Below are 22626 nucleotides of genomic sequence, written 5' to 3' on the forward strand. Positions count from 1 at the left end.
AATTAGCGCCTCCTGAACTCTCTGCGGATGTAAACTCATCTCTGTGAGGTCGAGGGGCGCTAGCTTTTTGCCTGTTTAGCTGAACTTTTACAGTATGGAGAAGATATGTCTCAAGCTAAAAACGTTTTGGGTGGAACGCTAGAGTGCTGCTGCACCGACCCTATGACCGGATTTTACCGTGACGGATATTGCAGCACGGGTGCCGGAGATGTCGGGATGCATATTGTCTGCGCTCAGGTGACAGCAGAATTTCTAGCCTTTAGCAAGTCGCGCGGCAATGATTTGACCACACCAATGCCGATGTATAGCTTTCCAGGGCTAAAACCGGGCGATCGCTGGTGTCTTTGCGCCTCGCGCTGGCAAGAGGCTTTTGAGGCAGGAATGGCTCCGCCTGTGGTGCTAGAAGCCACCCATGCTGCCGCCATTGAATACGCGGCGCTCAGCGACTTGAAGCAGCACGCCATCTAGACCTTGCCTGTGCCCTTGCGCTAGAGAACTTCCGATTTTAACTTTGCTATCGGCAAATACAGGAACTTTCGCCAGTTTGGCACATAGGCTCGCTTGCGAAACACATCATACTGATTTTTCTCTATCACGTCCAAAATGCCGCGATAGAGCATTAGCGCCGACCAGACGGGAAAGCGGGCATCTGGGCTGAGTAGCCTGACTCCCAACTCGGCTTCGTTGAAGAACTGACGAGCCCGCTGAATTTGAAACTTCATGAGTGCCTGCCAGCGATCGTCCACTACACCATTAAACAGATCTTTTTCGGAGTACTTAAATTGCTCTAGATCCTCAAGCGGCAGATAAATTCGACCTCGACGAGCATCCTCCCCCACGTCGCGCAGGATGTTGGTGAGCTGATTGGCAATGCCCAAGGCGATCGCTTTAGCCTCTGGATTCACCGTTGGATGGGCTTGATCCCAGGGAGCCGTGCCCCGGCTGGTGTCTACTCCCATGACTGGCGTCGTCATTAGACCCACCGTTCCAGCAACCCTGTAGCAGTAAAGCTCCAGCTCTTCAAAAGTTTCATAGCGCGATCGGTACAAGTCCATTCGCTGTCCGGCGATCATGTCGCGGAAGGGCTGAATGTCGATAGGAAATCGCTCTAGGGTGTCAATCAATGCCACATCCGCGTCATCAATGGCATGTCCGGCAAAGACAGACTCTAGAGTCCCTTCCCATTGATCCAACGTAGCATTGGTTGTTTCGGCAGAGTGAGGGCCATCGACTAACTCATCAGTACGACGGCACCAAACATAGATTGCCCAAACCGCTCGACGCTTTTCCTCTGACATCAGCAGAGTACCGAGATAAAACGTCTTGGAATACTCTGCCGTCACTTGACGACAGAGTTCGTAGGCATTGTCCAAGGAAATTAGAGGGGTGGCGTGGGGTGATTCAGGCAGTTGCAGCATTACATTGACGCTGAGGGTTTAACTTCGGAGCTATTACTTCGGAGCAAACAGCTATCAGTTATTCTCCTATGGCAGTGCCACGAAACGGCATTTATTAAGCAGCTAACCGCTAGATTTGGCGATTTCATAGGTAAAAGTAAAGGTTCAAGCCACAGTTTGCAAGTCCTTGGGGGTAGAAACAGAGCCAATTGACTGACGGCTGATCGCCTCGGCCGCCATTTTTCCAGATAGCACTGCTCCCTCCATGCTGCCTAGATAGCGCTGCAAGGTATAGCTGCCCGCCAAAAAGAAATTAGCGATCGGGGTTTCTTGAGTCGGTCGGTAAGCCTGACGACCCGGAGAAGCCGTGTAAACCGATCGAGGCGTCTTCACGACCTTAGACTTTCGGAGCTTAACTGGATTCTCGCCGCAAAGGTGCTGCGGAAATAGTCGCTCTAGCTCTTTCATCGTTGCCGCAATGATTTCCTCATCGGACTTGTCGATCCAGTCTTTTGCTGGGGCAAGCACTAGCTCTAGCATAGAGCGATCGGGGTCTTCATAGGCTTTGCAGGTGATGCTCATATCAGCATAGACGCTAAGCAGATCTGAGCGAGAAAACAAAAGCTGATCGATGTCTGTGAACTTGCGATCGAACCAGAGATGCAAGTTAATCACCGGAACGCCCTCCAAGCCCTCCAGTTTTTTGAACAGATCCATCTGCTTCCAGGGTTCAGGAGTCAGCACTTTCATGACGTCTACTGACATGGCTGAGACGTAGATATCGGCAGTGAGGATTTCATCCGCAGCGCCCTCCAGTCCTCGAATCAGGAAATGCTTTACTGTGCCGTCTTCATTCAGCACAATTTGCTTCAGCGGAGCATTCATCCGCACCTCACCGCCTCTTTCTGTAAAGTAATCGACGATCGGCTGACACAGGCGCTCTGTGGGTGAACCGTCCAGGAAGGCAATCTTGGAGCCGTAGCGCTCCTGCAAAAAACGGTTCAGTGCTGTCAGCAGGATGGTTGAAGACACTTCCTCAGGGTTGATAAATGTTAAAGCTTTGCAGGCGGCAATAAACACATCGCTGGAGACCCGTTCGCCTACGCCCTGCCGCTGCAACCATTCCGAGAAGCTGTACTTGTCCATGTCTTCGACGTACTTCTGACCCCGGACGATCGCAGGCAGCAGACCGATCGCAAATCGAATTTTTTGCTCCCAGGTCAGCATATCGTTGTTGTTAACGATCGACGCTATCACGTTGAAAGGAGCCGGGATATCCGGCACATCAAACCGTGAATAGGTGCCAGGTTTCTCAGGTTGGTTAAAAATTAGCGTGTGCTGTTTCCATTGCAGCCGATCCTCAATACCCAGCTCTTTCATGAGTTGCAGCATATTGGGATAGGCGCCAAAAAAAGCGTGGAGTCCAGTTTCATACCAGTCTCCTTCCTCGTCTTTCCAGGCAGCAACCAGACCGCCCAAGACATCTCGACTTTCCAGGACAATCGGCGTGTGTCCGGCATCCACAAGGTACTTTGCACAGGTTAGTCCGGCTAACCCGCCTCCAGCGATCGCAACCCGCATGTAACGCTACTGTCCTTTGAATTGATTCTCATATTATATGTTGCGAACTGTAACATATCGACCTGTAACTCCCTAAATTCTGGAGGAAATGTAAAGAATAGATGAAGCTGTCTATAGCTATACAAAGATCTGATGTCTCTGCTGTGAGTGAAGATACTGTTAAGGATGAAAATCACTCTGCACACGTCACCCATTCCTGATGCTTAAACTCTATCGAAATGAAAGGATCGTCCATTTTTAAACTGCTGAAGCAGCGTCCCTGGGTTTTTCTGCTGCTAGGAGCGTTGTCTCTTGGAGGCGTACTTTTGGGTGGGCAATCTCAAATGCTGAGTCGGCAGTCTGCTCCAACGGCTACGGCAACCGCTAGCGCTTCACCTGCAAACAGCGCGCCTGTTGCCCCCATTGCCTCCAAAACACCGATCGCGTCCAAAATCTCTGGGACAGCGACCGCTTCTGTTTCCCCTAAAACTTCTCCGTCTCCTCCAACCACTCCGTCTACTTCACTCAGCCCTAAAGCCGAGGCTTCCCCTACAAAGCCATTGCTGACGCCAGAACAACAGGCTATGAATCAGCGGGCAAAAGCGGCATTTGAGGCTTCTCTGTCTTCGGTCGATTCTTTGATTGAAATGCGGGTGGCGATCGCCAAAGGGGTTTCTGCCCTTACCCTGAACGTTTCTACTGACGCGGAGCTAGTTGACCAAAACGGTCAGCACTTAGGCAGTCTCGCTGCTGAAGAAGCCTACAAGGCTCAAGCAAATGGGGCATCTATCAGCCTTGCCGCTCAGGAGTTGTCTTCCCCTGTCTGGATTGAACCCCCTCCAGGGGGCACTTTTACGCTAGGCGATCGGACTTATCGGGGACGGCTGCTGCTTGCCGCTAACGGCAGCCATCTGTGGGGCGTAAATTTCGTTAGCCTCAAGCAGTATCTCTACAGCGTTGTAGCTAGCGAAGTGTCTCCAAGCTGGCCGATGGAAGCGCTTAAAGCTCAGGCTGTGGCAGCTCGCTCTTACGCGCTGACCTACCACTTTAAACCCGTCAACTCGCTCTATCAGCTAGGTGATGACGAGTATTTTCAGGTGTACAGCGGTCTTGCTAAAGAAGCGGATGCGACCAATCGAGCGGTGGACGCGACGGCAGGTGAATTCGTCAGCTACCGGGGCGGTGTAGTTGAGTCGCTGTATGCGGCATCAGATGACATTGTGGCAGAAGCTTTTCAGGGCAAAGGAATGAGCCAGTTAGGAGCCTTGGGGCTTGCAGAAAAAGGCTATACCTATGAGCAAATTTTGGAGAATTATTACCCCGGCACAGGAGTGGGCAGGATTCAGCAGGATTATGAGTAAAGAAATTTTGGATTGAACAAAAGCCTGGGTTTCTTAGAGGCTTGTGGAGTTATGGCAATCGCCAAGGCGGTTAGGACGGGGACATTTAGGGTGGGCGCTTCACGCCCACCCTAAATGTCCTCAGGAACATGGATTTAACAAGATGTAATTCTTGGGGTAGGGGATTGCAATGCTAAGCCCCTCCTGTAGATCGGTTGTACTGGCGACAGCCATATACGAAGCGCCAATGGCGCTCTGATTTTGTTTACCTATTTGCTTATTTGACCATTCGGTAGAGCTAATTGACTCCTCTGTTCGTTACTTTATTAAGGTTGGGCTGATCAGGAGAAGAAATATGGCGTTAGGAATGTTGATGTCTGGCAAGTGGGTGTCAGAGCGCGAACAGGAAGATGAAAAGGGTCGGTTTGTGCGCCCTTCGACAACGTTTCGCAGCTCAATTACTGCTGATGGGTCGAGTGGATTTAAGGCAGAAAGCGCTCGCTATCATCTCTACGTTTCTCTTGCCTGTCCTTGGGCACACCGAACTCTGATCATGCAGCAGCTCAAAGGGCTTACAGAAGCAGTTTCTGTATCTATTGTCGATCCGGTCATGGGCGATCGCGGCTGGCAGTTTTCAGATGCACCTGGATGCATTCCCGATACGGTAAACAATGCTAGTTTTCTATGGGAAACTTACGTTCAGGCAGAGGCAAACTATACTGGACGCGTCACGGTACCCATTCTGTGGGATAAGCAAACCCAGGCGATCGTTAATAACGAATCTCGCGAAATCATTCGCATGTTCGATATTGAGTGTGAGGCGATCGCCACAAACAGTCTTGATCTGTATCCTAGGAAACTGCGCGAAACTATCGATCGAGCAATTGATACCATCTACACACCTATTAACAACGGCGTATACCGTGCTGGATTTGCCACAACTCAATCCGCTTACGAAGAGGCAGTGACTGAGCTGTTTGAAGCGCTAGATCATTGGGAGAAGATTTTAAGTCAGCAAAGATTTCTCTGTGGCGATCGCTTGACTGAAGCCGATATTTGTCTATTCACAACGCTGCTACGCTTTGATGCCGTCTACTATGTCCATTTCAAATGCAATCTTCGTCGCATCGTTGACTATCCCAATCTGTGGGGCTACCTGCGAGAAATCTATCAGTACCCCGGCATCAAAGAAACCTGCAATCTTGATCACATCAAGCAGCATTACTACAGAAGCCATCCTAAGGTAAATCCGCTAGGCATCGTGCCTCTAGGGCCTGTGATTGATTTTGAAACTGATCCAAAGCGCGGAGCGATCGGGCGAAGGATTCCCTCGGATTAAGCCATCAGAGCCTAAACGCTAGGTGAATTTGGGAATCTCCCCCTACAATACTGTCACCGCTAAACTGTTGCTAACTGCCTCCATCCGTTTATGACTTCCCCCATTCTCGATATTCGTCATCTGTCTGTTGCGTTTACCCAAGACGATCGCACCGTTCAGGCGGTCAGAGAGATTTCCCTAAACGTGATGCCAGGAGAGACAGTGTGTGTGGTAGGCGAATCAGGTTCGGGAAAGTCGGTGACTTCCTTGGCGACTATGGGATTGCTGGCGACTTCGGCAACGGTGCAGGGCGAGATTTGGTTCAAAGCTGCCGATCGCGCACCTGTAAATCTATTCAGCCTCACGCCTGACCAGCGGCGCGCCTATCGAGGGGGGCAAATCGCCATGATTTTTCAGGAACCCATGAGTTCTCTAAATCCGGTCTACACCTGCGGCAACCAGGTAATAGAGGCGATTCGTCTCCATGCTGACTTGTCTCAGGAAGCGGCTTACGGGCAAGCCATCGATCTCTTTCGAGAGGTACAGCTTCCCGATCCCGAAGGAATGATGGAGCGCTATCCGCATCAGCTTTCGGGTGGACAGATTCAGCGGGTGATGATTGCCATGTCGCTGAGTGGGAACCCAGCACTCTTGATTGCCGATGAACCGACAACCGCTCTAGATGTGACCATCCAGGCAACAATTTTGGAATTGCTGCGGGAAATCCGCGATCGCCGCAACATGGCAATTCTATTCATTACTCACGACATGGGCGTGGTTTCTGAAATTGCCGATCGCGTTGTAGTTTTGTATCGCGGTCGGGTCATGGAAATTGCCCCAGTGTACGATCTGTTTGCCCATGCTCAGCACCCCTACACGCTTGGCTTACTCAACTGTCGCCCTCGCCCAGAACAGCACATTCGGCGATTGCCCACCGTCTCGGACTTTATGCAAATCAGCACTGACGCAGAGGGACAGGAGCAGCTTATTTCTCAACCCCTCAGCGTAGTGTCGGAAAATCCTCGCTTTGCGCCAATTTCACTAGAAGATGAGAGGAGGCGATCGCAGCAACTTCTTCAACAAGCGCCTTTGCTATCCGTCAGCCATCTCACCAAAAGCTATCCGATTCGCACAGGATTTCTGGGACGCAAGAGCAGCTTCAATGCCGTCGATGATGTCAGCTTTGAAGTCTATCCTGGTGAAACTCTCGGTCTGGTAGGCGAATCGGGCTGTGGCAAGTCTACCTTAAGCCGCGTCCTATTAAGGCTGATCGAACCCACCTCCGGCGAGGTTAAGTTCGATGGCAAATCGGTGTTTCAATTGGGCAACGCCGAACTGCGCCAACTGCGCCAAGAAATGCAGATTGTCTTTCAAAACCCCTACGGCTCCATGGACCCGCGCCAAACGATCGGCTCAGCTCTGGTTGAACCCATGGTGATTCACAATATTGGCGGTTCGACCGAGCAGCGACGACAAAAGGCGATCGCTCTCTTGGAGAGGGTTGGACTTGACGGCAGCGTCATGAACCGGATGCCCCACGAATTTTCAGGTGGTCAGCAGCAGCGCATCTGCATTGCCCGGACGCTCACCTGTAACCCTCGGTTCATTATCTGCGATGAGTCGGTGTCGGCATTAGATGTGTCAGTGCAGGCACAGGTCTTGAACCTGCTCAAGGATTTGCAACAAGACTTCGGCTTGACTTATATTTTCATTTCCCATGATTTAAGCGTTGTGAAATTTGTCAGCGATCGCATTATGGTAATGAACCAAGGCAAAATTGAGGAAATCGGCGCGGCTGAAACGGTCTACAATCATCCCACCCGCGACTACACACGACAGCTCATTCATGCTATCCCCGATGCCAAGCTAGAAGACATTCGGGCGCGGCAGTCTTTACGTCCGACATTGGTAGAGTAACATTCCTCATCGGATAGATCTTTGCGATCGAACTTTCAGCCGCACAGATTAACCCGGCTGAACTATGGCAACCGCCAAGACAGCTAGGACGGGGATATTTCATAGCCGCCATCTACGGTGATAGCAACTTCTTAAATGTCATCTGCTGAAGTAGCTTTCTGAGACTTAGGTTTGCTGAACAAAAACCACCAAAGTTCTAAGCCCATTAACCCAACTCCACCCAGCGTCACAGCAACTTTGTTGCCCAAAGACTGTTCAATTCGCTGGAACTGACCCGTCGTTTCAGATGCTCTCTGAATCGGGTATCCGGGTATCTCAGATGCGATCGCACCTGGAAGCACTCCCAGCAAAAACCCAAAGCCTGCCAATGTTCCTAAAAGTGTTGCCTTTTTCATCATCATCCCTTCTAAAATAAGGCTTTGGGCTTGAAATTTCGCAATCGTAGAGCATTGGTTACAACTGAGACTGAGCTAAGCGCCATTGCAGCTCCAGCGACCACAGGACTGAGTAACCAGCCGGAAATAGGATAGAGAATTCCTGCCGCAATTGGAATTCCTGCCACGTTATAGATAAACGCAAAGAACAGGTTTTGTCGAATGTTTCGCAAGGTGGCGCGGGAAAGCTGAATTGCAGTAACGATACCATTCAAATCACCTGAAATTAACGTGATATCGCTGGCGGCAATGGCTACGTCTGTTCCGGTACCGATCGCCAAACCTACGTCAGCTTGCGCTAAGGCAGGTGCATCATTAATGCCGTCTCCCACCATTGCAACTCGTTTCCCCTCTGCCTGTAGCGCTGCAATCTGAGCTGCCTTTTGATCGGGGCGAACTTCTGCCATAACGCGACGAATTCCCACTTCTCGCGCGATCACCTCGGCCGTGCGGAGGTTGTCGCCTGTCAGCATCACAACCTCTAGTCCTAGCTTTTGCAGGGTGCGAATGGCAGCCGCCGAGGAGGGTTTGACGGCATCTGAGATACCCATGATGCTTTCTACTTTGCCGTTGACCGCTACCCAGATCACAGTTTTGCCGATCGCTTCCAACGACTCCCACTGGAGCTGAACCTCAGTCTCAATCCCTAGTTCATGCATCCAGCGATATGTTCCAATCTGCACAAGCTGATGAGAAGCTTGACCAAAAGTTGGGTTAGAAACATAGCCTTGAACGCCACTACCCGCGATCGCCTCAAAATCTTCTACGCTGGCTAATTCTGCGCCCTGAGCTTGAGCATACTGCACGACTGCTTCAGCCAAGGGATGCTCTGAGTTTCGTTCTACAGCAGCAGCAAGGCTCAGAAGCCTTAACTCGTTGCCATTTGCTGTTCCTCTGACCGTTATAAAATCGGTTACAGTCGGTTTACCTTGAGTAATCGTTCCCGTTTTATCTAAAACGATCGTTTGGAGTTTATGAGCCTGTTCCAGACTTTCGGCTGCCTTAATCAAAATCCCATTCTCTGCTCCTTTCCCGGTTCCCACCATAATGGATGTAGGTGTTGCTAAACCTAATGCACAAGGGCAGGCAATAATTAGTACCCCAACTGTTGTAATCAACGCCATCGTCACGTTCCCCATGACGTTGTACCAGATGACAAAAGTGGCGATCGCGATTGCTATAACTACAGGCACAAACCAGCCTGTAACGCGATCGGCAAGCCGTTGGATAGGAGCTTTAGAGCCTTGTGCCTGCTGCACCAGCTTGACGATTTGCGCCAAGAAAGTGTCTTTGCCTATGCGGGTGACGCGGAGCTTAAAGCTGCCCGTTTTATTAATCGTTGCTCCAATGACCTCATCGCCAACTTGCTTTTTCACGGCTAAGCTTTCGCCTGTAACCATGGCTTCATCGATCGTGGAGCCGCCCTCAACAATTTCGCCATCTGCGGGAATTTTTTCGCCTGGACGGACAAGAATTATGTCGTTTAGAACGACTTCATCGATCGAGATATCTATGTCTTTTCCGTTGCGGATCACGCGCGCTGTTCTCGCCTGTAGACCGATCAATTTACGCATTGCCTCAGAGGTTTGTCCCCTAGCGCGGTTTTCTAGCAAGCGTCCCAGCAAAATTAGCGTGACGATCGCTGAGGCAGATTCATAGTAGACATCTGGATTCAATCCTTGGCGGATGAACCAATCAGGGGAAAAAGTTGGGAAGAGAGAGTAAACGTAAGCCGTACCCGTACCGATCGCCACCAGAGTATCCATCGTTGCGGTATGGCGTTTGAGGGATTTCCAAGCGTTGATGAAAAAAGAACTGCCACACCAGAACAGCACTGGAGTTGTTAGAAATAACTGTAGCCAAGCATTATGCAGCCACATGGGGATGAACAGAATCGGCAAGCCCGTCATCATAGGCAGGGAACCGATCACGAGAATGATGCTAACAACACCGCCTACCCAAATCTTACGGGTCAATCTACGGTTTTCGGCTTGTCTTTCTTGCCGCTCTCTATCGCTCTCATCTACGATGCCCTCTTGCAGCGGCTGTGCAGAGTAGCCTGCCGCATCAACAGCCGCTTGAATTTCAGCGAGGCTGGTTTTGTCAGGGTCATAGGTGACAGATGCCTGCTCTGCGCCAAAATTGACGCTAGCGCTAACGTCCGGAATAGATTGAATCGCTTCCTCTATGTTGTGTGCGCATGAGGCGCAACTCATACCCCGCAGCTTTAAAGTTGCATTTTCGGTTGCCATGATTTCCTTCTTGTGTCTGGCTTGCAGCTTGTGGCGATCGGCTTACAGCGGTCACTCTGCTACGGTGTAGCCTGCTGCTACGATCGCTGCTTTCACGGCTGTTTTGGACTGCTGTGTCTCAACGGTCACTAGCTTAGTCTTCGGATCAGCCACAATCGTTGCCGTAGAATCGATCGCTTTCACGGCTTGAGTAATAGTCTCGCTACAGGCAGAACACGCCATGTTGGGAACGGTCAACTGAAGATTCATGATTTAAAGCCCTTTTCTATTCACTAAATTCTATAGTGCACTCTCCAGTCGAATGGAGAGTCAAGGGGGCTGAATAATATTTTAGGGATAGTTTGAAGACGTGTAATACCGATTTAAACGAATTTGTGGGCACATCGAACCTCAGCAGGGGCTTGGCAATGCCAAGCCCGTACCGGGATCTGTCGTAGTTCTAATTCAAATTGGTTAGGACTTACGCATTTTTGTGGTGTGTGGTGGGGTGCGCCCACCACACACCACAAAAATGCACCACAGCTAGAGGGCTTGCGTAAGTCCTATTGGTATAAGAATTGAAATCTGGCTTTACGCCTATGTTTGCTGCAATCCCAGCAACATTAGGTTTTATGGTTTTCCCATAGTTTTTTATCCCGCTTGATAAAACTCAGGCGGAACGCGATTTGGGCATGACGAAGCTCAAGCAAAAATACCAGGTTATTTTCGCTCACAACACAATGCCCGCATGTTCTACTACATACAGGGGTATTTATCTTCCCTTCAGGAAACAAGGGCTATGGACTTAGGATCACAAATTAATTAACCTGCAATAATTTTTTGGAAGTGTCGCACTCCGCGTGGCACTTCCAAAAAACTATTGAGTTTCATTTTGTACGCGATCCTTACCATAGAGCCGGGACTGGAGCCTCCTGTACTGTTCTATCCGCACCCGAATCTATTACGGTGGGAGCAACGCTGGGCGACTGTCGGAAAGAAGGGGCAAAGGGCGCTGCTGGTACAGGCTCTTCGGTAAAGATGGCATCAGATTGGAGAGAGCTGGTAAAAGGAGTGGGAAGGTCTGCCGTGCGAAGGGTTGGATCGCTCGTGTTTTGCTGCATCATTAGCTCGTTATAGAGCTTGTGGCTCACTCGTCCATCACCCGCAATCTCATTTTCAGGAAATGAGAGCAAGAACCAAAACGTGTTACGGGGAAATCTACGGTTGAAGTAAAAAGGCTGATCGAACGTGTAGTATGCGTCCTCGATCTGGTCAATGACGGTGGGGCGATCGTCAATCACTTCTTGCGCCACGGCGCTGCTCATGCCACCGACCCAAGCAATCGAAGTAGCCGAAAGGATAAATGCACCTAAAAGCCCTTTGAGCTTTGGGCAGGTCAAGCTTGCCAAGACAGGTTCAAGCTTTTTACTTGTGGAGTTTGTCAGTTTACAGACGGTTTTTGCCTGATCTCTATCAATGTTTCTGCCGATATACATGGTTTACTTATCCTTCTAAAGACTCTGAACTTGATGTCTTGCCCGATCGACCAAATCCTTATCTAGAAGTTCATCACCATTGTTAAACCTTCCACTCAACGAGTCAATGATTTAACTAAGATTTTTAAGCTCTAACTCATCATAGAATCTATGATGAAAGCTGGCACATAACTTCTCAAGTGTAGACTGCTTCTGTATAGGGGAGTCAGATTGAAGCGCGATCGTCTCTTTCTCAGATTTTGATCTAATACATCAGCCGTTCTTTCACTCTCTTTATCTAGATTGCCCAATGTCAGCTCAACTTGAATCATTAACCTTCGTTGTTCAAACCGATTTGCCGTCTTTGCGTCAGTATCTGCTCGATTTGTTTTGTCAGGTGGCTTACAAAGAGGGGGATTTCGTTCTCTCATCAGGGCAACGCAGCGCCTATTACATCAATAGCAAGCAGGTGACGCTGCATCCCCAAGGCGGAGTTGCCGTGGGTCGTATTCTGCTGTCTATGCTGTCTGCCGAAACCCAGGCGGTAGCGGGGCTGACCCTGGGAGCCGATCCGATGGTGACAGCCACCAGCGTGGTCGGGGTCTATGAGGGTAGGGCGATCGTCCCGCTGATTGTTCGCAAAGAAGCCAAAGGGCATGGCACCCAGGCTTACATTGAGGGACTGACGCTGCCGCCCGATACGCCAGTTGTCGTTTTAGAGGATGTCGTCACAACTGGACAGTCTGCTCTGAAGGCGGTCGATCGACTCCGTCAGGCAGGCTACCAGGTTAACGAAATTATTGCGCTGGTCGATCGTCATCAGGGGGGCGCAGAGCTGTATGCCGAGCAGGGCATCCGCTTTCAGACCGTGTTTTCTATTACGGACTTACAAACTCGATCGGCTGAGCTATGAGCGGCTAGGTTGTGAGCAGCTGAGCTATGGAGACGCTTACGCCTCAGTTTCAATAATGCCGCCCCCCAGTAGGATATCCCCGTCATACCAGACGGCTGCCTGTCCCGGCGTAATGCTGATCTGCGGATCGTCTAAGACAATCTTGGCACGATCGTTCGCTAACGGAATTACCGCACAGGGCACCGCTTCTGAACGATAGCGAATCTGCACCTCCGCTCGAATGGGGGCGACGGGAGCGGCAATAGACACCCAGTTGACGCGCTGCACGGTCAGCTCTGAAGCTTGGGCAACTGTGCGATCGCCCACAATCACCTGATTTTTGGCGGCATCGATCGCCACCACGTAAAGCGGCTGCGCGGCGGCAATGCCCAGCCCTTTGCGCTGTCCGATCGTGTAGTTGTGAATACCATCATGCTGCCCCAAGATCTTTCCCGTCGCATCGACAATATCGCCCTGCTTCGGAGCCAAATATTTCTCTAAAAATTCCCGCATCGATCCATGCGCTTCAATCAGGCATAAATCCTGGCTCTCTGGTTTTTCGGCAGTGTGCAACCCAAACTTCGCCGCCTGTTGGCGGGTCTCAGCTTTGGTTTGACCACCCAAAGGAAACAGCGTATGCGCTAAAATCTCCTGACTCAGGTCGTAGAGAAAGTAGGTTTGATCCTTGTGGCGATCGATCGCCCGTCGCAACTGATGGCGATCGGTAGTGGGGTCATAGGCAATCTGAGCATAGTGCCCGGTGGCAATGCGATCGATGCCTAACTCCTGCTGCGCATACTGAAGCATGGGAGAAAATTTAACGGCTTTATTACACTGTGAACATGGCAACGGCGTAATGCCCGCCCCGTAGCCGCTGACCAAGTAGTCCACAATATTTTTCTCAAACAGCTCCCGCGTATCCACAACATGATGAGGCACGCCCAATTCCTCGCAAAGCTGAGCAGCATCCACCATGCCTTCAGAGCAGCACTGACCTTTACCCTTCATCAGCCATAAAGTCAGCCCCACCACCTCATAGCCCTGCTGATGCAGAGCCGCAGCCGCTACTGAGCTATCTACCCCACCCGAAAGTCCGACAACGACTTTACTCATGAATCTTGAAAACCAGAATTTGAAGCTGGAAAAGTACAGTTCTTCCAAATTCTACGCTAGCACTCAGCTAAACAATTGGGGAAAGCACAATTTTGGATAATCGCGTTCAGGATTTAAATTCCTGTGCTAGACTTGCAGCCAACATTTAGATTTAGCGTTACGGACTTCCGTTGACCCCCATATGTAGGGGAATAGCGTGCAATGACTGACAAATATTTGCGATCGAATAACTATAGACACCCCGCTTGGCATCTATCCATAGCAACCTTGTTGTGCAGTGGATTTGTGGCAGGGCTGGCGCAGGGGCTTGGGGCTGGGCGGGTTGGGGCTGAGCCGCTCCTGACTCGTGAGGGAGCCAACGTTTTGATTGCTCAAGATGTTGTACAGGGTTTACCGCCTCCACCTCCTGGACAAACTGCCCTGCCTTCACAGCCTGATTCGATCGATCGATCTCTGGCACAACCTCAAGAGCAGCAAATGTCCGATCGCCGCTACATGGTGGTTGTCAATGGCGGCAGCTCTAGATTGCTGAGTCAGGTACAGCGCGTTGCCTCCGATGCAACGGTTCAAGAGTATCAGGGACAGCGCGTGATTCAGGTTGCTACGTTTGATGACTCCGATCGCGCCGAGCGGCAAGTGGAGCTGCTGGCATCTAGAGGGATTGGCGCAAAAATTTTGCCCTTGCCCACGGGATTATCTAATGCCGAATTGCCCAACGCCGGATTGCCCGATGCTAGTCAGCCTCTTTTGTCTTCACCTTCTGTTCAGGCGCGATCGCCCAGAATGGCATCTCCTGATCTGCCGCCGCCTGAACTGTTGCCCTCACCCGAATTATTGCCTTCACAAGCAGTACCCAGAGAAGTGAACTTTAATGGAGGGCAGCCAACGCTAGATCAGTTTCCCAGCCCGCCGCCTCTGCCGCCAGGGGCTAACGGCAGCGTCGATGGTTCTCGCAGACCCCAGGAGAATCCAACCAATAGCGCCGCCCGCAGCAGTCAGATTGACTCACCGCGAACCGGATCTGCTGAAGGCTTCAGCGGTGGGCGAGCTTATTTTGTGGTGATTCCAGGGAAGCAAGGAGAGCTAGAGGCTATCAGTAATCAGGTCATCCGCTTGGGGGATGGCTTTGGCATTGCCCAGTTGGTGCAGCAGACCAGCCAACCGAGAGGCCCTCACGTTCAAGTCGGCCCCTTTGGCGATCGCGATGCCGCCAACCGCTGGAATCGTTATTTTCGAGATTTTGGCATGGATGCAAGAATACACGTTCGCAGATAGTTTGGCGCGGATAGTCTTAGGTTTCGAGTAGGTTTGAGTCAGGGTATTTGTGGCGTATGCCACAAATACCCTATTTTTTGGAAGCATTTACTGCTCTTTAAGATTCTGTCGAGCACATTGTGCAATCGCTTCAAGGGCTGCTAGATCTGGAGCCAGAGCAGAACTATCCATCTGGAGCCAGAGCAAATACTCAATATTGCCAGCCGGACCTACGAGAGGCGACCAAGTTAAACCACTATAGCCCCAGCCGAGCGTTTGGGCAGATTCAAGGACTTGAGCGATCGCCCCCGCCTGATCCTTCGCATCTCGCACCACGCCCTTCTTCCCAACTTTTTCCCGACCCACCTCAAACTGAGGTTTGACCAGCAGCACGATTTCGCGCGGCGCTTGCAGCAAGTTCCACAGCGCAGGCAAAACTTTCACTAGAGAGATGAACGACACATCTACCACGCCCAGATCTGGGTAAGCATGAGTAGGCTCGTAAAGTTCCTCTGGTTTCAAGTAGCGAATATTGGTGCGTTCGCGGAGTATCACACGCGGATCTTGGCGTAAACTCCAGGCGACCTGTCCGTAGCCCACGTCAACGCCATACACTTGCTTTGCGCCTGCCTGAAGCAAGCAGTCCGTAAAGCCGCCCGTAGAAATGCCGCCATCTAAACAGATGCGATCGCTCACCTTAACCTGAAACTCCACCAGCGCTTTCGCCAGCTTTTCACCGCCTCTAGAAACAAAGGGCGATCGCTGTTTCACCTCAATCTCAGCTAAGCTATCTACCTCTGTGCCGACCTTATCGATCAACTGCTGATTCACCCGCACTTCGCCAGCCTGAATCAGCCGCTGAGCCTGTTGGCGAGACTCACAGAGATGACGTTCAACCAGGAGAATATCGAGGCGTTGTTTGGTCAAGGGAAAGCTGTAAAACCAGTTTGCTTCTTCACAGTAATCTATTTATCGCCATTCTCATATCTTGCGCTTGCCCAAACATACTACATTAGTATTACAATACGTAGTTATAATCTTCTGTATCGCTTTTCAATCCTGTTGTCTTAATCTATCTGTCTTTGACGTAAAGCCCGCAATAAATCCAGCAGCCCCATATCGGCACGCGGTTATTCATCAAGCATCCAGATATTAGCGCTTCTACGATCGCCATCTATTCATCTTGTCCACCTATTCACCCTGTATCTACCCCATGCCAACGGCAAGGAAAAAGTATCATGCAAAAACTTTTAGATATTTTGCAATATTACCGATCGTACTGGTCGCTTTCCATCTGGAGTATCGCGGCGAGTAGCTCCTTTGAAATTATCGATCTAGCGGTTCCCTACGCGATCGGGCAACTGCTCAATGTCTTGTCAGGGCAACAGCTAGATGCCTTCTTGCAGCAGTGGATTGATCAAATGGCTCAATGGCTGAGACAAGCAGGCGATCGCAATTTTGAGCTGATGATATTGCTTGCCATTATTTTTGTCGCGACGGTCGTTCGCGCCCCCCTTCAGCCCTGGCTAGGAGGATGGTTTCACTGGGATATTTCCTTTAGGACAAGGCGCGATCACTCAGTGGAAGCCATTTCTAAAATCTTGACTCTGCCGCTGGAATTCTATGATGAAAACAACCCTGGACGCATCGCTGGGCGAGTGGCGCGTGGATTGTCTAACCACACTTGGACATACCCAGAAGTTGCCGGACAAATGATTCCCAAAATCTTTCGAGTGCTGGGAATTTTTGTAATTATTCTGTTAATCGAATGGCGAATTGCAGTTCTTTTTCTGCTCTCCTTTGTTTTCATCCTCAGCTTCACGATCAAAAACCTGCTCCACTTAATTCAGAAAGAAGAGAGACTCGATAAATACGAAGAAAATACCGAAAGCCATACTTCCGAAATCATTACCAACATCAAAACGGTAAAAGCTTTTGCGACAGAAGCCTATGAGCTGAAGCGCCAGCAGAAACGAATCGAACGGCAGTTTAGGTTTCTCAACTACCGAATTCATCTGGGATATACCAAGCTGGCTTCTTGGCAGCGGCTAGTCGTCGAGTCGTCGGTATTTTCAGTGTTGGCGCTGACGCTCTGGGCAACGGTGCGGGGACAGATTTCTCTGGGTCATTTTGTCACGACGCTGACGGTATCCAGCATGGCATATGCTGAGCTAGAGCCGATTAGCCAACTTGCGGAAGTGTTTGCCCGTCGCTATGCCTCCATGAAAAGCCTGCATGAGTTTTTGGCGCTACCCAGCGGCAAAGATGCGGCAAGTCTGGATGGTTCACCAGAAGCCGTTCGCAACTACCAGTTCACAGGCAAAGTCCATTTCGATCGCCTTAGCTTTGGCTACGACGAGAAGCGGCTTGTCCTGCAAGATATTAATCTGCTGATTGAACCCAATCAAACCGTGGCGCTGGTGGGGCGATCGGGTTCCGGTAAGTCTACTCTGGTCAAGCTTCTGTTCCGCTACTTTGACCCACAACAGGGCAAAATCCTGATTGACGGTCAGGATATTCGATCGCTAGATGTGACGGGCTATCGTAAGCGACTGGCGATCGTTCACCAAGAAGTAGACGTGTTTAACGGCACGCTGCTAGAGAACCTCACCTACGGCAACCCGCACGTGTCGATGGCAGAGATCCAGGAAGCTTGCGAAATTGCCAGAGTCGATGAGTTTGTGCGGCTGCTGCCCAAGAGCTACAAAACAGTTGTTGGGGAGCGGGGCGTACGCCTCTCAGGCGGACAGCGGCAGCGGCTAGGCATTGCCCGCGCCTTGCTGATGAATCCAGATGTGCTGGTGTTTGACGAAGCTACCTCTAGCTTGGACTATGAATCGGAGCGATCGATCCAGTTAGCCATGCGCAGTATCTTGGGTACTCGCACCACGATCATCATCGCCCACCGTCTCAGCACCGTTCGGGAAGCCGACAAAATTGTCGTTCTCGATAATGGTCGAATTCTTGAAGTGGGCAATCACGCTGAATTGCTCAACCACGGCGGCATCTACAACCGTCTACACAAGCTCCAAGAAACAGGCGAATTGCTGGTGTAGAGATTTTCTGGGAACGTAAATTAATTTTGAAAGGGATACATCACATATCCCTTTCAAAATTTGGTGTTGGTATTCATTACATGAGTACCAACACTGCCCAAAAACTTCAGTAGCTCTCTTCACCTGCCACCGAGTCATCCCAGGATTCTTTAGCTCTTAAAGCCAAAGCCGCATCACGAATGGCTTGCCATTGACAGAAAAGCTCAGCACCACTGATGTCGCTGGTTTTATAACGACGGATTGCCAGCTCTAACTCTTGGACAGTCTGAGGCACAGGAATTGTACAAACAGCTTCTACCATGGGATTACCTCTACGATTAAGCGTCGAAGGACTCAAGCAACTGCTTGAGGATATAGTCCCATTGTCGCTAATTTTGTCCAAATTTGTAGCCAAAAATACAGTATTTAACGAAAAAATATGTAGTAAGGGTCACATTCCAGTTTGAGTTTGCCCAATTTGAGTTCGCCCGACCGTTTCATTGGCTCAGCCCGCTAAATCAGGAAACACCTCCCGCACTGCGGGATGGATTAGCTTGTGAGCCTGAACATTTAGCCCTCCAGCCAAAGCCGGATCGATCGCCAAAGCATCTAGCCCTTTATCTGCCAGCTTCAGCACGTAGGGAAAGGTGCTGTTATTGAGGGCTTGGGTTGCCGTCCAAGGCACAGAACCCGGCATATTAGGAACGCCATAGTGAACCACCCCCGCCTCGACATAGGTTGGGTTTGTATGAGAAGTCGGGCGCAAGGTTTCAATACAGCCCCCCTGATCAACTGCCACATCTACAATCACTGACCCCGGACGCATCTGCTCAACGAGCGATCGCCCTACCAAAATCGGCGCTCTGCGACCCGGCACCAGCACCGCTCCTATCAAGAGATCAGCCCTCGGAACAACGGCTTCCACCTGAGACGTAGTGCTATAAAGCAGCTCCACCCTAGAGCCAAACAGAGTTTCCAAGTAAGCCAATCGCTCTAAATTGACATCTAATATTTGCACTTGGGCACCTAGTCCTACCGCCATCTTTGCTGCCTCAGTGCCCACAATGCCACCCCCCAAAATGACCACCTTACCGGGCTGTACTCCTGGCACTCCTCCCAACAGCACCCCTCGTCCCCCTTGCTGGCGTTCAAGATAGCGTGCCCCAAACTGCACAGACAGCCGTCCAGCAATGATACTCATAGGCGTGAGCAATGGCAGACTCCGGTTTGGCAGCTCCACCGTCTCGTAGGCGATCGCCGTCACCCCTGAGCCAATCAGAGCTTCAGTCAGGGGACGGTTAGCCGCTAAGTGTAAATAGGTAAAAAGCAGCTGATTCTTTTGAATGAAATGATACTCTTCGGGTAAGGGTTCCTTGACTTTTACAACTAGCTCTTGATCCCAGGCAGTAGCGGCATCATCAACAATTTTTGCTCCGGCTTGCAAATAGTCTGCATCTGTAAAACCTGCACCCAATCCGGCGGAAGTTTGTACGTAGACAGCATGATTGCGATCGGTCAAACCCCTGACGCTGCTTGGACTCAGCCCTACTCGAAATTCTTGATCTTTCGTCTCTTTAGGCACACCAATTTTCATAAAACCTCACTGTCGATCAGGATTATTTGAGAGCCAACCCTCCTCATATCTTTAACTTAAATCTGTAAGCAAGATCGTTATTCATAAGCAATGCTCAGAGAAAATTAAGTCTTAACCAGTTGACTAACCCTCAATCCAGTGGTAATTTTGGCTATGTCAATGCAAAAAGTCAGCCTAATTTGAATTCGTATCTCCACCTGCTTCATCAACCGACTTGTCCAGACTTACTGAGACAGATTGAGTCATAAGCAGTTGAAAGAGAGGTTCAAAGCGGAGGAACCATAACTTGGGGCGCATTCTCAAGGAACTGGAAAAGATAAGGTAGGTTTTAGCTGAATTCAGCTACTCGACTTCGCTTTTTTAGAAACCTGAAAAAGGGTACCTCTCAACCCTAGCCCGTCAGCTAACTCCGTCGGCACTGAGAGGAGACTGAAGAATCAGAATTTTTTTAACTGGTTTGCTTCGGTATCCTCAGGCTTGTGTGGGTCATTTGTTTCTCTGATTCTATCCAAATCGGCAGGGCAAATGCTGTACGCGATCGCATTAGACTTTGAGGAGACAATAGATGACCTTTAGATCTGGTAATAGAGTCAGGGTGTTCGGCATTTAACCCGGTTGCGGAGCATTGCCTCTTTTTAGGCGCTCTCGTTTTCAACCAGGTATTGTTACGACTTCAAGGGGAAAGGTGAAATGTTCGACGGCTTTAGACCTACGAATATTCATTCTTAAGGAAGTCACCTTCAGACTTCTACGCTTGTACTGTGATTAAGTTGTGGCTCAAGGCTAATGCCATGAGCCGAGTTTTACATCCTTACAGATTGAGACATCTGTCAATGTGCTGGAGTTTCTGTCCTCGTTAGTTAGAGCGTGTGAAATGGACTTGTTAGAGTATCAAACCAAAGAGCTGTTCCGCCAGATGGGCATTCCTGTACTGCCCTCTCAAAGAATTGCCCGACCTGCCGATGTCAAAGAGCTGAAGATTCCCTACCCTGTTGTTCTGAAATCTCAGATTCACAAGGCAGGACGCAGCAGAATCAGCGGAATTCGGTTAGCGGAAAACACCATTGACGCAATAGCATCTGCCCAAGCCATTTTTCACCTGCCCATCATGGGTCAATATCCAGAGGTTTTGTTGGCAGAACCGAAGTACGAAACTGACTTAGAATTCTATCTGGCGATCGTGCTTGACAGCGCAACTCGTCGTCCGCTGCTGCTGGGTTCTCAGCACGGAGGACTTGACGCTGAACCAAAGCTAGAGCATATTCAGCGAGTTATCGTCGATCAAGAATTTTCTTCTTTTTATGCACGCCGCCTAGCCCTGAAAATGGGGCTTAAAGGAGCTTTAATTCAATCGGTCAGTGCTGTGATTGAGAAAATGTATCAGCTATTTGTACGTCAAGATTTAGACCTATTAGAAATCAATCCTTTGGCTGTAACGGCAGAAGGTGAATTAATGGCGCTAGACGGCAGGGTAACCATAAACGATGCAGCCTTGGGTCGCCAAGACGATCTGGCATCTATGGTCGCCAACAGCCGTGACCAAGCCTATCAGGCTCAGGCATCTGTTTCCTCAAGATTGACCTGTCGATTTAAGCAAGTGGAATCTAATGGAAGCATAGGCATAATTTCTGCGGGCGCTGGCCTGATAATGACCACTCTAGATTTGTTGAAGCAGGCTGGAGGCAAGGCAGCAAGCTTTGTTGATTTAGGGGAAGCCTATCGATACTGTTTGCCGCAGCTTTCGTTCGCTGAGCATTTCGAGCAAAGTCTGTCGCTCATGGCTCAAGACAAATCGCTGAAGGTGGTGCTGATTAACCTCGTGGGCAGTTCAATTTCCTGCCTTCAAATCGCCGAAACGTTTGCTAACCACATCAGGCGGTACTCTTCGCAGCCTTCCCCTGTGTTTGTTCTGCGATTAGTAGGTGCTCAGTTCTATCAGGCTCAAGAACTCCTTATGCCGATGGGTATTTCGGTAGTTGAGCGGCTAGATGGAGCCATTGACCAAGCAGTCGCCTTGACGAAGGCTCAACCCATTAGGGAACTCAATCCCTCTAGCTCTCGATTCAGAGCTTAGCTTTAAGGGGTTTTGCTGAATACCTTCTGCTTCACGCCCGCCTATATCTCAGACTCTCCTTTTCTCGATCGTAAGACACGTTAGCCATGGATTTCACATTCAACAGTCGGGTAATGGTGATGGGTATTGCAGAACCTCTCAGTTCTGTTTATGTGCCCATCATGACAACCTATGGAACCCAAATTGTTGCGGGTATAAGTGCGGGGCGGGGTGGGCAGATGATCTGCGGTATTCCTGTGTTTGATATGGTCGGTCAGGCGCTGGCGCAGAGAGGTTTGGTGGAAACCGCTATTCTCTTGGTGAAACCTTACGAGGTCTTAGACGCGGCGCTAGAAGCGATCGCTGCCGGAATTCGCCAGCTCGTTATCATCACAGAAGGGGTGCCGCCCCTAGATATGGTGTCTTTGGTGCGCAAAGCTGAGATTACCGAGACTTTGGTGGTCGGGGCAAATTGTCCAGGCATCATTGTTCCAGGACAAATTCTGCTAGGAACCCATCCGCCTGCTTTTTATATGCCAGGGCACGTGGGAGTTATAAGCCGTAGTGGAGCTTTGGCGTACGAAGTCGCTTGGGAACTGACTCAGGCAGGGCTAGGGCAATCGATCGCCGTGGGAATCGGGGGCGATCGGATTTCGGGGTCTTCTTTTCAGCAATGGCTGCAAATCTTGGAAGAGGATGAGCAGACCGAGGTGATTGTCCTAGTGGGCGAAATGGGATGCGAGGGTGAAGAGACAGCGGCTCATTATGTTGCAGAAGCGATCGATAAGCCCGTGGTTGCCTATGTTGCGGGGCATAGGCTGCCCAATCCTTCAAGCGTTGGCGCTTCCCGGCTAGCCGAGCTGCACAATAGCCCAGGTTCTACTGAAGGCAAGATTGCAGCTTTTCAACAGGCCAACATTCCCTTAGCCGATCGCCCTTCTCAGATTCCGAGTTTGGTTAAACGGGCAATGTGGGCTGTCCAACGCTAGATATAGCAGTCGCCAGTTTGCTTA

At 50.3% G+C, this 22626-nt stretch carries 19 protein-coding genes and 1 riboswitch; of the genes, 9 read left to right on the forward strand and 10 right to left on the reverse strand.

All coding sequences use genetic code 11. The features are described from left to right. The first annotated feature begins 105 nt into the window (after positions 1-105). Positions 106-468, forward strand: a complete 363-nt coding sequence (locus tag AC5JMP_RS26105; protein ID WP_495854427.1) for a DUF2237 family protein — start codon at positions 106-108, stop codon at positions 466-468. Positions 469-488: 20 nt separating this feature from the next. On the opposite strand, the gene crtB is transcribed toward AC5JMP_RS26105, so the two are convergent. Next, complete coding sequence (crtB, locus tag AC5JMP_RS26110; RefSeq protein ID WP_495854428.1) at positions 489-1418, reverse strand: 15-cis-phytoene synthase CrtB; 930 nt, start codon at positions 1416-1418, stop codon at positions 489-491. A gap of 144 nt (positions 1419-1562) precedes the next feature. Further along, on the reverse strand, positions 1563-2978 hold the full coding sequence (gene pds, locus AC5JMP_RS26115) for a 15-cis-phytoene desaturase (protein ID WP_495854429.1): 1416 nt from the start codon (positions 2976-2978) through the stop codon (positions 1563-1565). 218 nt (positions 2979-3196) lie between these two features. On the opposite strand from pds, the gene AC5JMP_RS26120 reads away from it, so the two are divergent. The 3 genes from AC5JMP_RS26120 to AC5JMP_RS26130 all read left to right on the forward strand — a co-directional run bounded on the left by AC5JMP_RS26120 (position 3197) and on the right by AC5JMP_RS26130 (position 7532). Beyond that, positions 3197-4318, forward strand: a complete 1122-nt coding sequence (locus tag AC5JMP_RS26120; protein ID WP_495854430.1) for a SpoIID/LytB domain-containing protein — start codon at positions 3197-3199, stop codon at positions 4316-4318. Between the two features lie 334 nt (positions 4319-4652). Continuing rightward, a complete protein-coding gene (locus AC5JMP_RS26125; protein ID WP_495854431.1) occupies positions 4653-5636 on the forward strand; it encodes a glutathione S-transferase family protein in 984 nt (327 codons plus the stop codon). 90 nt (positions 5637-5726) lie between these two features. Next, complete coding sequence (locus tag AC5JMP_RS26130; protein WP_495854432.1) at positions 5727-7532, forward strand: ABC transporter ATP-binding protein; 1806 nt, start codon at positions 5727-5729, stop codon at positions 7530-7532. 131 nt (positions 7533-7663) lie between these two features. Here AC5JMP_RS26130 and AC5JMP_RS26135 read toward each other — a convergent pair whose 3' ends face one another. The 4 genes from AC5JMP_RS26135 to AC5JMP_RS26150 all read right to left on the reverse strand — a co-directional run bounded on the left by AC5JMP_RS26135 (position 7664) and on the right by AC5JMP_RS26150 (position 11693). Further along, positions 7664-7933, reverse strand: a complete 270-nt coding sequence (locus AC5JMP_RS26135; RefSeq protein ID WP_495854433.1) for a hypothetical protein — start codon at positions 7931-7933, stop codon at positions 7664-7666. 5 nt (positions 7934-7938) lie between these two features. Then, positions 7939-10218, reverse strand: a complete 2280-nt coding sequence (locus AC5JMP_RS26140) for a heavy metal translocating P-type ATPase (RefSeq protein ID WP_495854434.1) — start codon at positions 10216-10218, stop codon at positions 7939-7941. A 51-nt stretch (positions 10219-10269) separates the two neighbouring features. Continuing rightward, complete coding sequence (locus AC5JMP_RS26145; RefSeq protein ID WP_495854435.1) at positions 10270-10467, reverse strand: heavy-metal-associated domain-containing protein; 198 nt, start codon at positions 10465-10467, stop codon at positions 10270-10272. Between the two features lie 635 nt (positions 10468-11102). Further along, positions 11103-11693, reverse strand: coding sequence for a hypothetical protein (locus AC5JMP_RS26150; RefSeq protein ID WP_495854436.1), 591 nt, complete (start codon positions 11691-11693; stop codon positions 11103-11105). Between the two features lie 289 nt (positions 11694-11982). On the opposite strand from AC5JMP_RS26150, the gene pyrE reads away from it, so the two are divergent. After that, positions 11983-12585, forward strand: a complete 603-nt coding sequence (gene pyrE / locus AC5JMP_RS26155) for an orotate phosphoribosyltransferase (protein ID WP_495854437.1) — start codon at positions 11983-11985, stop codon at positions 12583-12585. A gap of 36 nt (positions 12586-12621) precedes the next feature. Here the strand turns inward: pyrE and mnmA are convergent, their stop codons facing one another. Beyond that, positions 12622-13677, reverse strand: coding sequence for a tRNA 2-thiouridine(34) synthase MnmA (gene mnmA, locus AC5JMP_RS26160; protein WP_495854438.1), 1056 nt, complete (start codon positions 13675-13677; stop codon positions 12622-12624). Positions 13678-13878: 201 nt separating this feature from the next. On the opposite strand from mnmA, the gene AC5JMP_RS26165 reads away from it, so the two are divergent. Further along, the gene (locus AC5JMP_RS26165) at positions 13879-14952 is read left to right on the forward strand and encodes a hypothetical protein (RefSeq protein ID WP_495854439.1); all 1074 of its coding nucleotides are present in this window, start codon (positions 13879-13881) and stop codon (positions 14950-14952) included. An 87-nt stretch (positions 14953-15039) separates the two neighbouring features. On the opposite strand, the gene AC5JMP_RS26170 is transcribed toward AC5JMP_RS26165, so the two are convergent. Continuing rightward, on the reverse strand, positions 15040-15858 hold the full coding sequence (locus AC5JMP_RS26170; RefSeq protein ID WP_495854440.1) for a TlyA family RNA methyltransferase: 819 nt from the start codon (positions 15856-15858) through the stop codon (positions 15040-15042). Between the two features lie 311 nt (positions 15859-16169). Here AC5JMP_RS26170 and AC5JMP_RS26175 point away from each other — a divergent pair, with 311 nt between their 5' ends. After that, complete coding sequence (locus AC5JMP_RS26175; protein WP_495854441.1) at positions 16170-17987, forward strand: ABC transporter ATP-binding protein; 1818 nt, start codon at positions 16170-16172, stop codon at positions 17985-17987. A gap of 106 nt (positions 17988-18093) precedes the next feature. On the opposite strand, the gene AC5JMP_RS26180 is transcribed toward AC5JMP_RS26175, so the two are convergent. Together AC5JMP_RS26180 and ald are read right to left on the reverse strand one after the other, a co-directional pair. Further along, positions 18094-18288, reverse strand: a complete 195-nt coding sequence (locus AC5JMP_RS26180) for a hypothetical protein (RefSeq protein ID WP_495854442.1) — start codon at positions 18286-18288, stop codon at positions 18094-18096. 183 nt (positions 18289-18471) lie between these two features. Beyond that, positions 18472-19560 (reverse strand): alanine dehydrogenase, encoded by a 1089-nt coding sequence (gene ald, locus AC5JMP_RS26185; RefSeq protein ID WP_495854443.1) that lies wholly within the window; start codon positions 19558-19560, stop codon positions 18472-18474. Positions 19561-19800: 240 nt separating this feature from the next. Further along, positions 19801-19993, forward strand: a riboswitch (cyclic di-AMP (ydaO/yuaA leader). A 441-nt stretch (positions 19994-20434) separates the two neighbouring features. On the opposite strand from ald, the gene AC5JMP_RS26190 reads away from it, so the two are divergent. Both AC5JMP_RS26190 and AC5JMP_RS26195 read left to right on the forward strand, forming a co-directional pair. After that, positions 20435-21634: an ATP-grasp domain-containing protein gene (locus AC5JMP_RS26190; protein WP_495854444.1), complete on the forward strand. Its 1200-nt coding sequence runs from the start codon at positions 20435-20437 to the stop codon at positions 21632-21634. Positions 21635-21720: 86 nt separating this feature from the next. Further along, entirely contained in the window at positions 21721-22602 is an 882-nt protein-coding gene (locus tag AC5JMP_RS26195; protein ID WP_495854445.1) for a succinate--CoA ligase subunit alpha, read from the forward strand. The last annotated feature ends 24 nt before the right edge of the window (positions 22603-22626 follow it).

This window comes from Drouetiella sp., from assembly GCF_059504425.1.

What these genes read in the sequence shown, in the direction of transcription:
- AC5JMP_RS26105 (WP_495854427.1), top strand. Translation starts at nt 106, where the DNA reads ATGTCTCAAGCTAAAAACGTTTTGGGTGGAACGCTAGAGTGCTGCTGC.
- crtB (WP_495854428.1), bottom strand. Translation starts at nt 1,418, where the DNA reads ATGCTGCAACTGCCTGAATCACCCCACGCCACCCCTCTAATTTCCTTG.
- pds (WP_495854429.1), bottom strand. Translation starts at nt 2,978, where the DNA reads ATGCGGGTTGCGATCGCTGGAGGCGGGTTAGCCGGACTAACCTGTGCA.
- AC5JMP_RS26120 (WP_495854430.1), top strand. Translation starts at nt 3,197, where the DNA reads ATGAAAGGATCGTCCATTTTTAAACTGCTGAAGCAGCGTCCCTGGGTT.
- AC5JMP_RS26125 (WP_495854431.1), top strand. Translation starts at nt 4,653, where the DNA reads ATGGCGTTAGGAATGTTGATGTCTGGCAAGTGGGTGTCAGAGCGCGAA.
- AC5JMP_RS26130 (WP_495854432.1), top strand. Translation starts at nt 5,727, where the DNA reads ATGACTTCCCCCATTCTCGATATTCGTCATCTGTCTGTTGCGTTTACC.
- AC5JMP_RS26135 (WP_495854433.1), bottom strand. Translation starts at nt 7,933, where the DNA reads ATGATGATGAAAAAGGCAACACTTTTAGGAACATTGGCAGGCTTTGGG.
- AC5JMP_RS26140 (WP_495854434.1), bottom strand. Translation starts at nt 10,218, where the DNA reads ATGGCAACCGAAAATGCAACTTTAAAGCTGCGGGGTATGAGTTGCGCC.
- AC5JMP_RS26145 (WP_495854435.1), bottom strand. Translation starts at nt 10,467, where the DNA reads ATGAATCTTCAGTTGACCGTTCCCAACATGGCGTGTTCTGCCTGTAGC.
- AC5JMP_RS26150 (WP_495854436.1), bottom strand. Translation starts at nt 11,693, where the DNA reads ATGTATATCGGCAGAAACATTGATAGAGATCAGGCAAAAACCGTCTGT.
- pyrE (WP_495854437.1), top strand. Translation starts at nt 11,983, where the DNA reads ATGTCAGCTCAACTTGAATCATTAACCTTCGTTGTTCAAACCGATTTG.
- mnmA (WP_495854438.1), bottom strand. Translation starts at nt 13,677, where the DNA reads ATGAGTAAAGTCGTTGTCGGACTTTCGGGTGGGGTAGATAGCTCAGTA.
- AC5JMP_RS26165 (WP_495854439.1), top strand. Translation starts at nt 13,879, where the DNA reads ATGACTGACAAATATTTGCGATCGAATAACTATAGACACCCCGCTTGG.
- AC5JMP_RS26175 (WP_495854441.1), top strand. Translation starts at nt 16,170, where the DNA reads ATGCAAAAACTTTTAGATATTTTGCAATATTACCGATCGTACTGGTCG.
- AC5JMP_RS26180 (WP_495854442.1), bottom strand. Translation starts at nt 18,288, where the DNA reads ATGGTAGAAGCTGTTTGTACAATTCCTGTGCCTCAGACTGTCCAAGAG.
- ald (WP_495854443.1), bottom strand. Translation starts at nt 19,560, where the DNA reads ATGAAAATTGGTGTGCCTAAAGAGACGAAAGATCAAGAATTTCGAGTA.
- AC5JMP_RS26190 (WP_495854444.1), top strand. Translation starts at nt 20,435, where the DNA reads ATGGACTTGTTAGAGTATCAAACCAAAGAGCTGTTCCGCCAGATGGGC.
- AC5JMP_RS26195 (WP_495854445.1), top strand. Translation starts at nt 21,721, where the DNA reads ATGGATTTCACATTCAACAGTCGGGTAATGGTGATGGGTATTGCAGAA.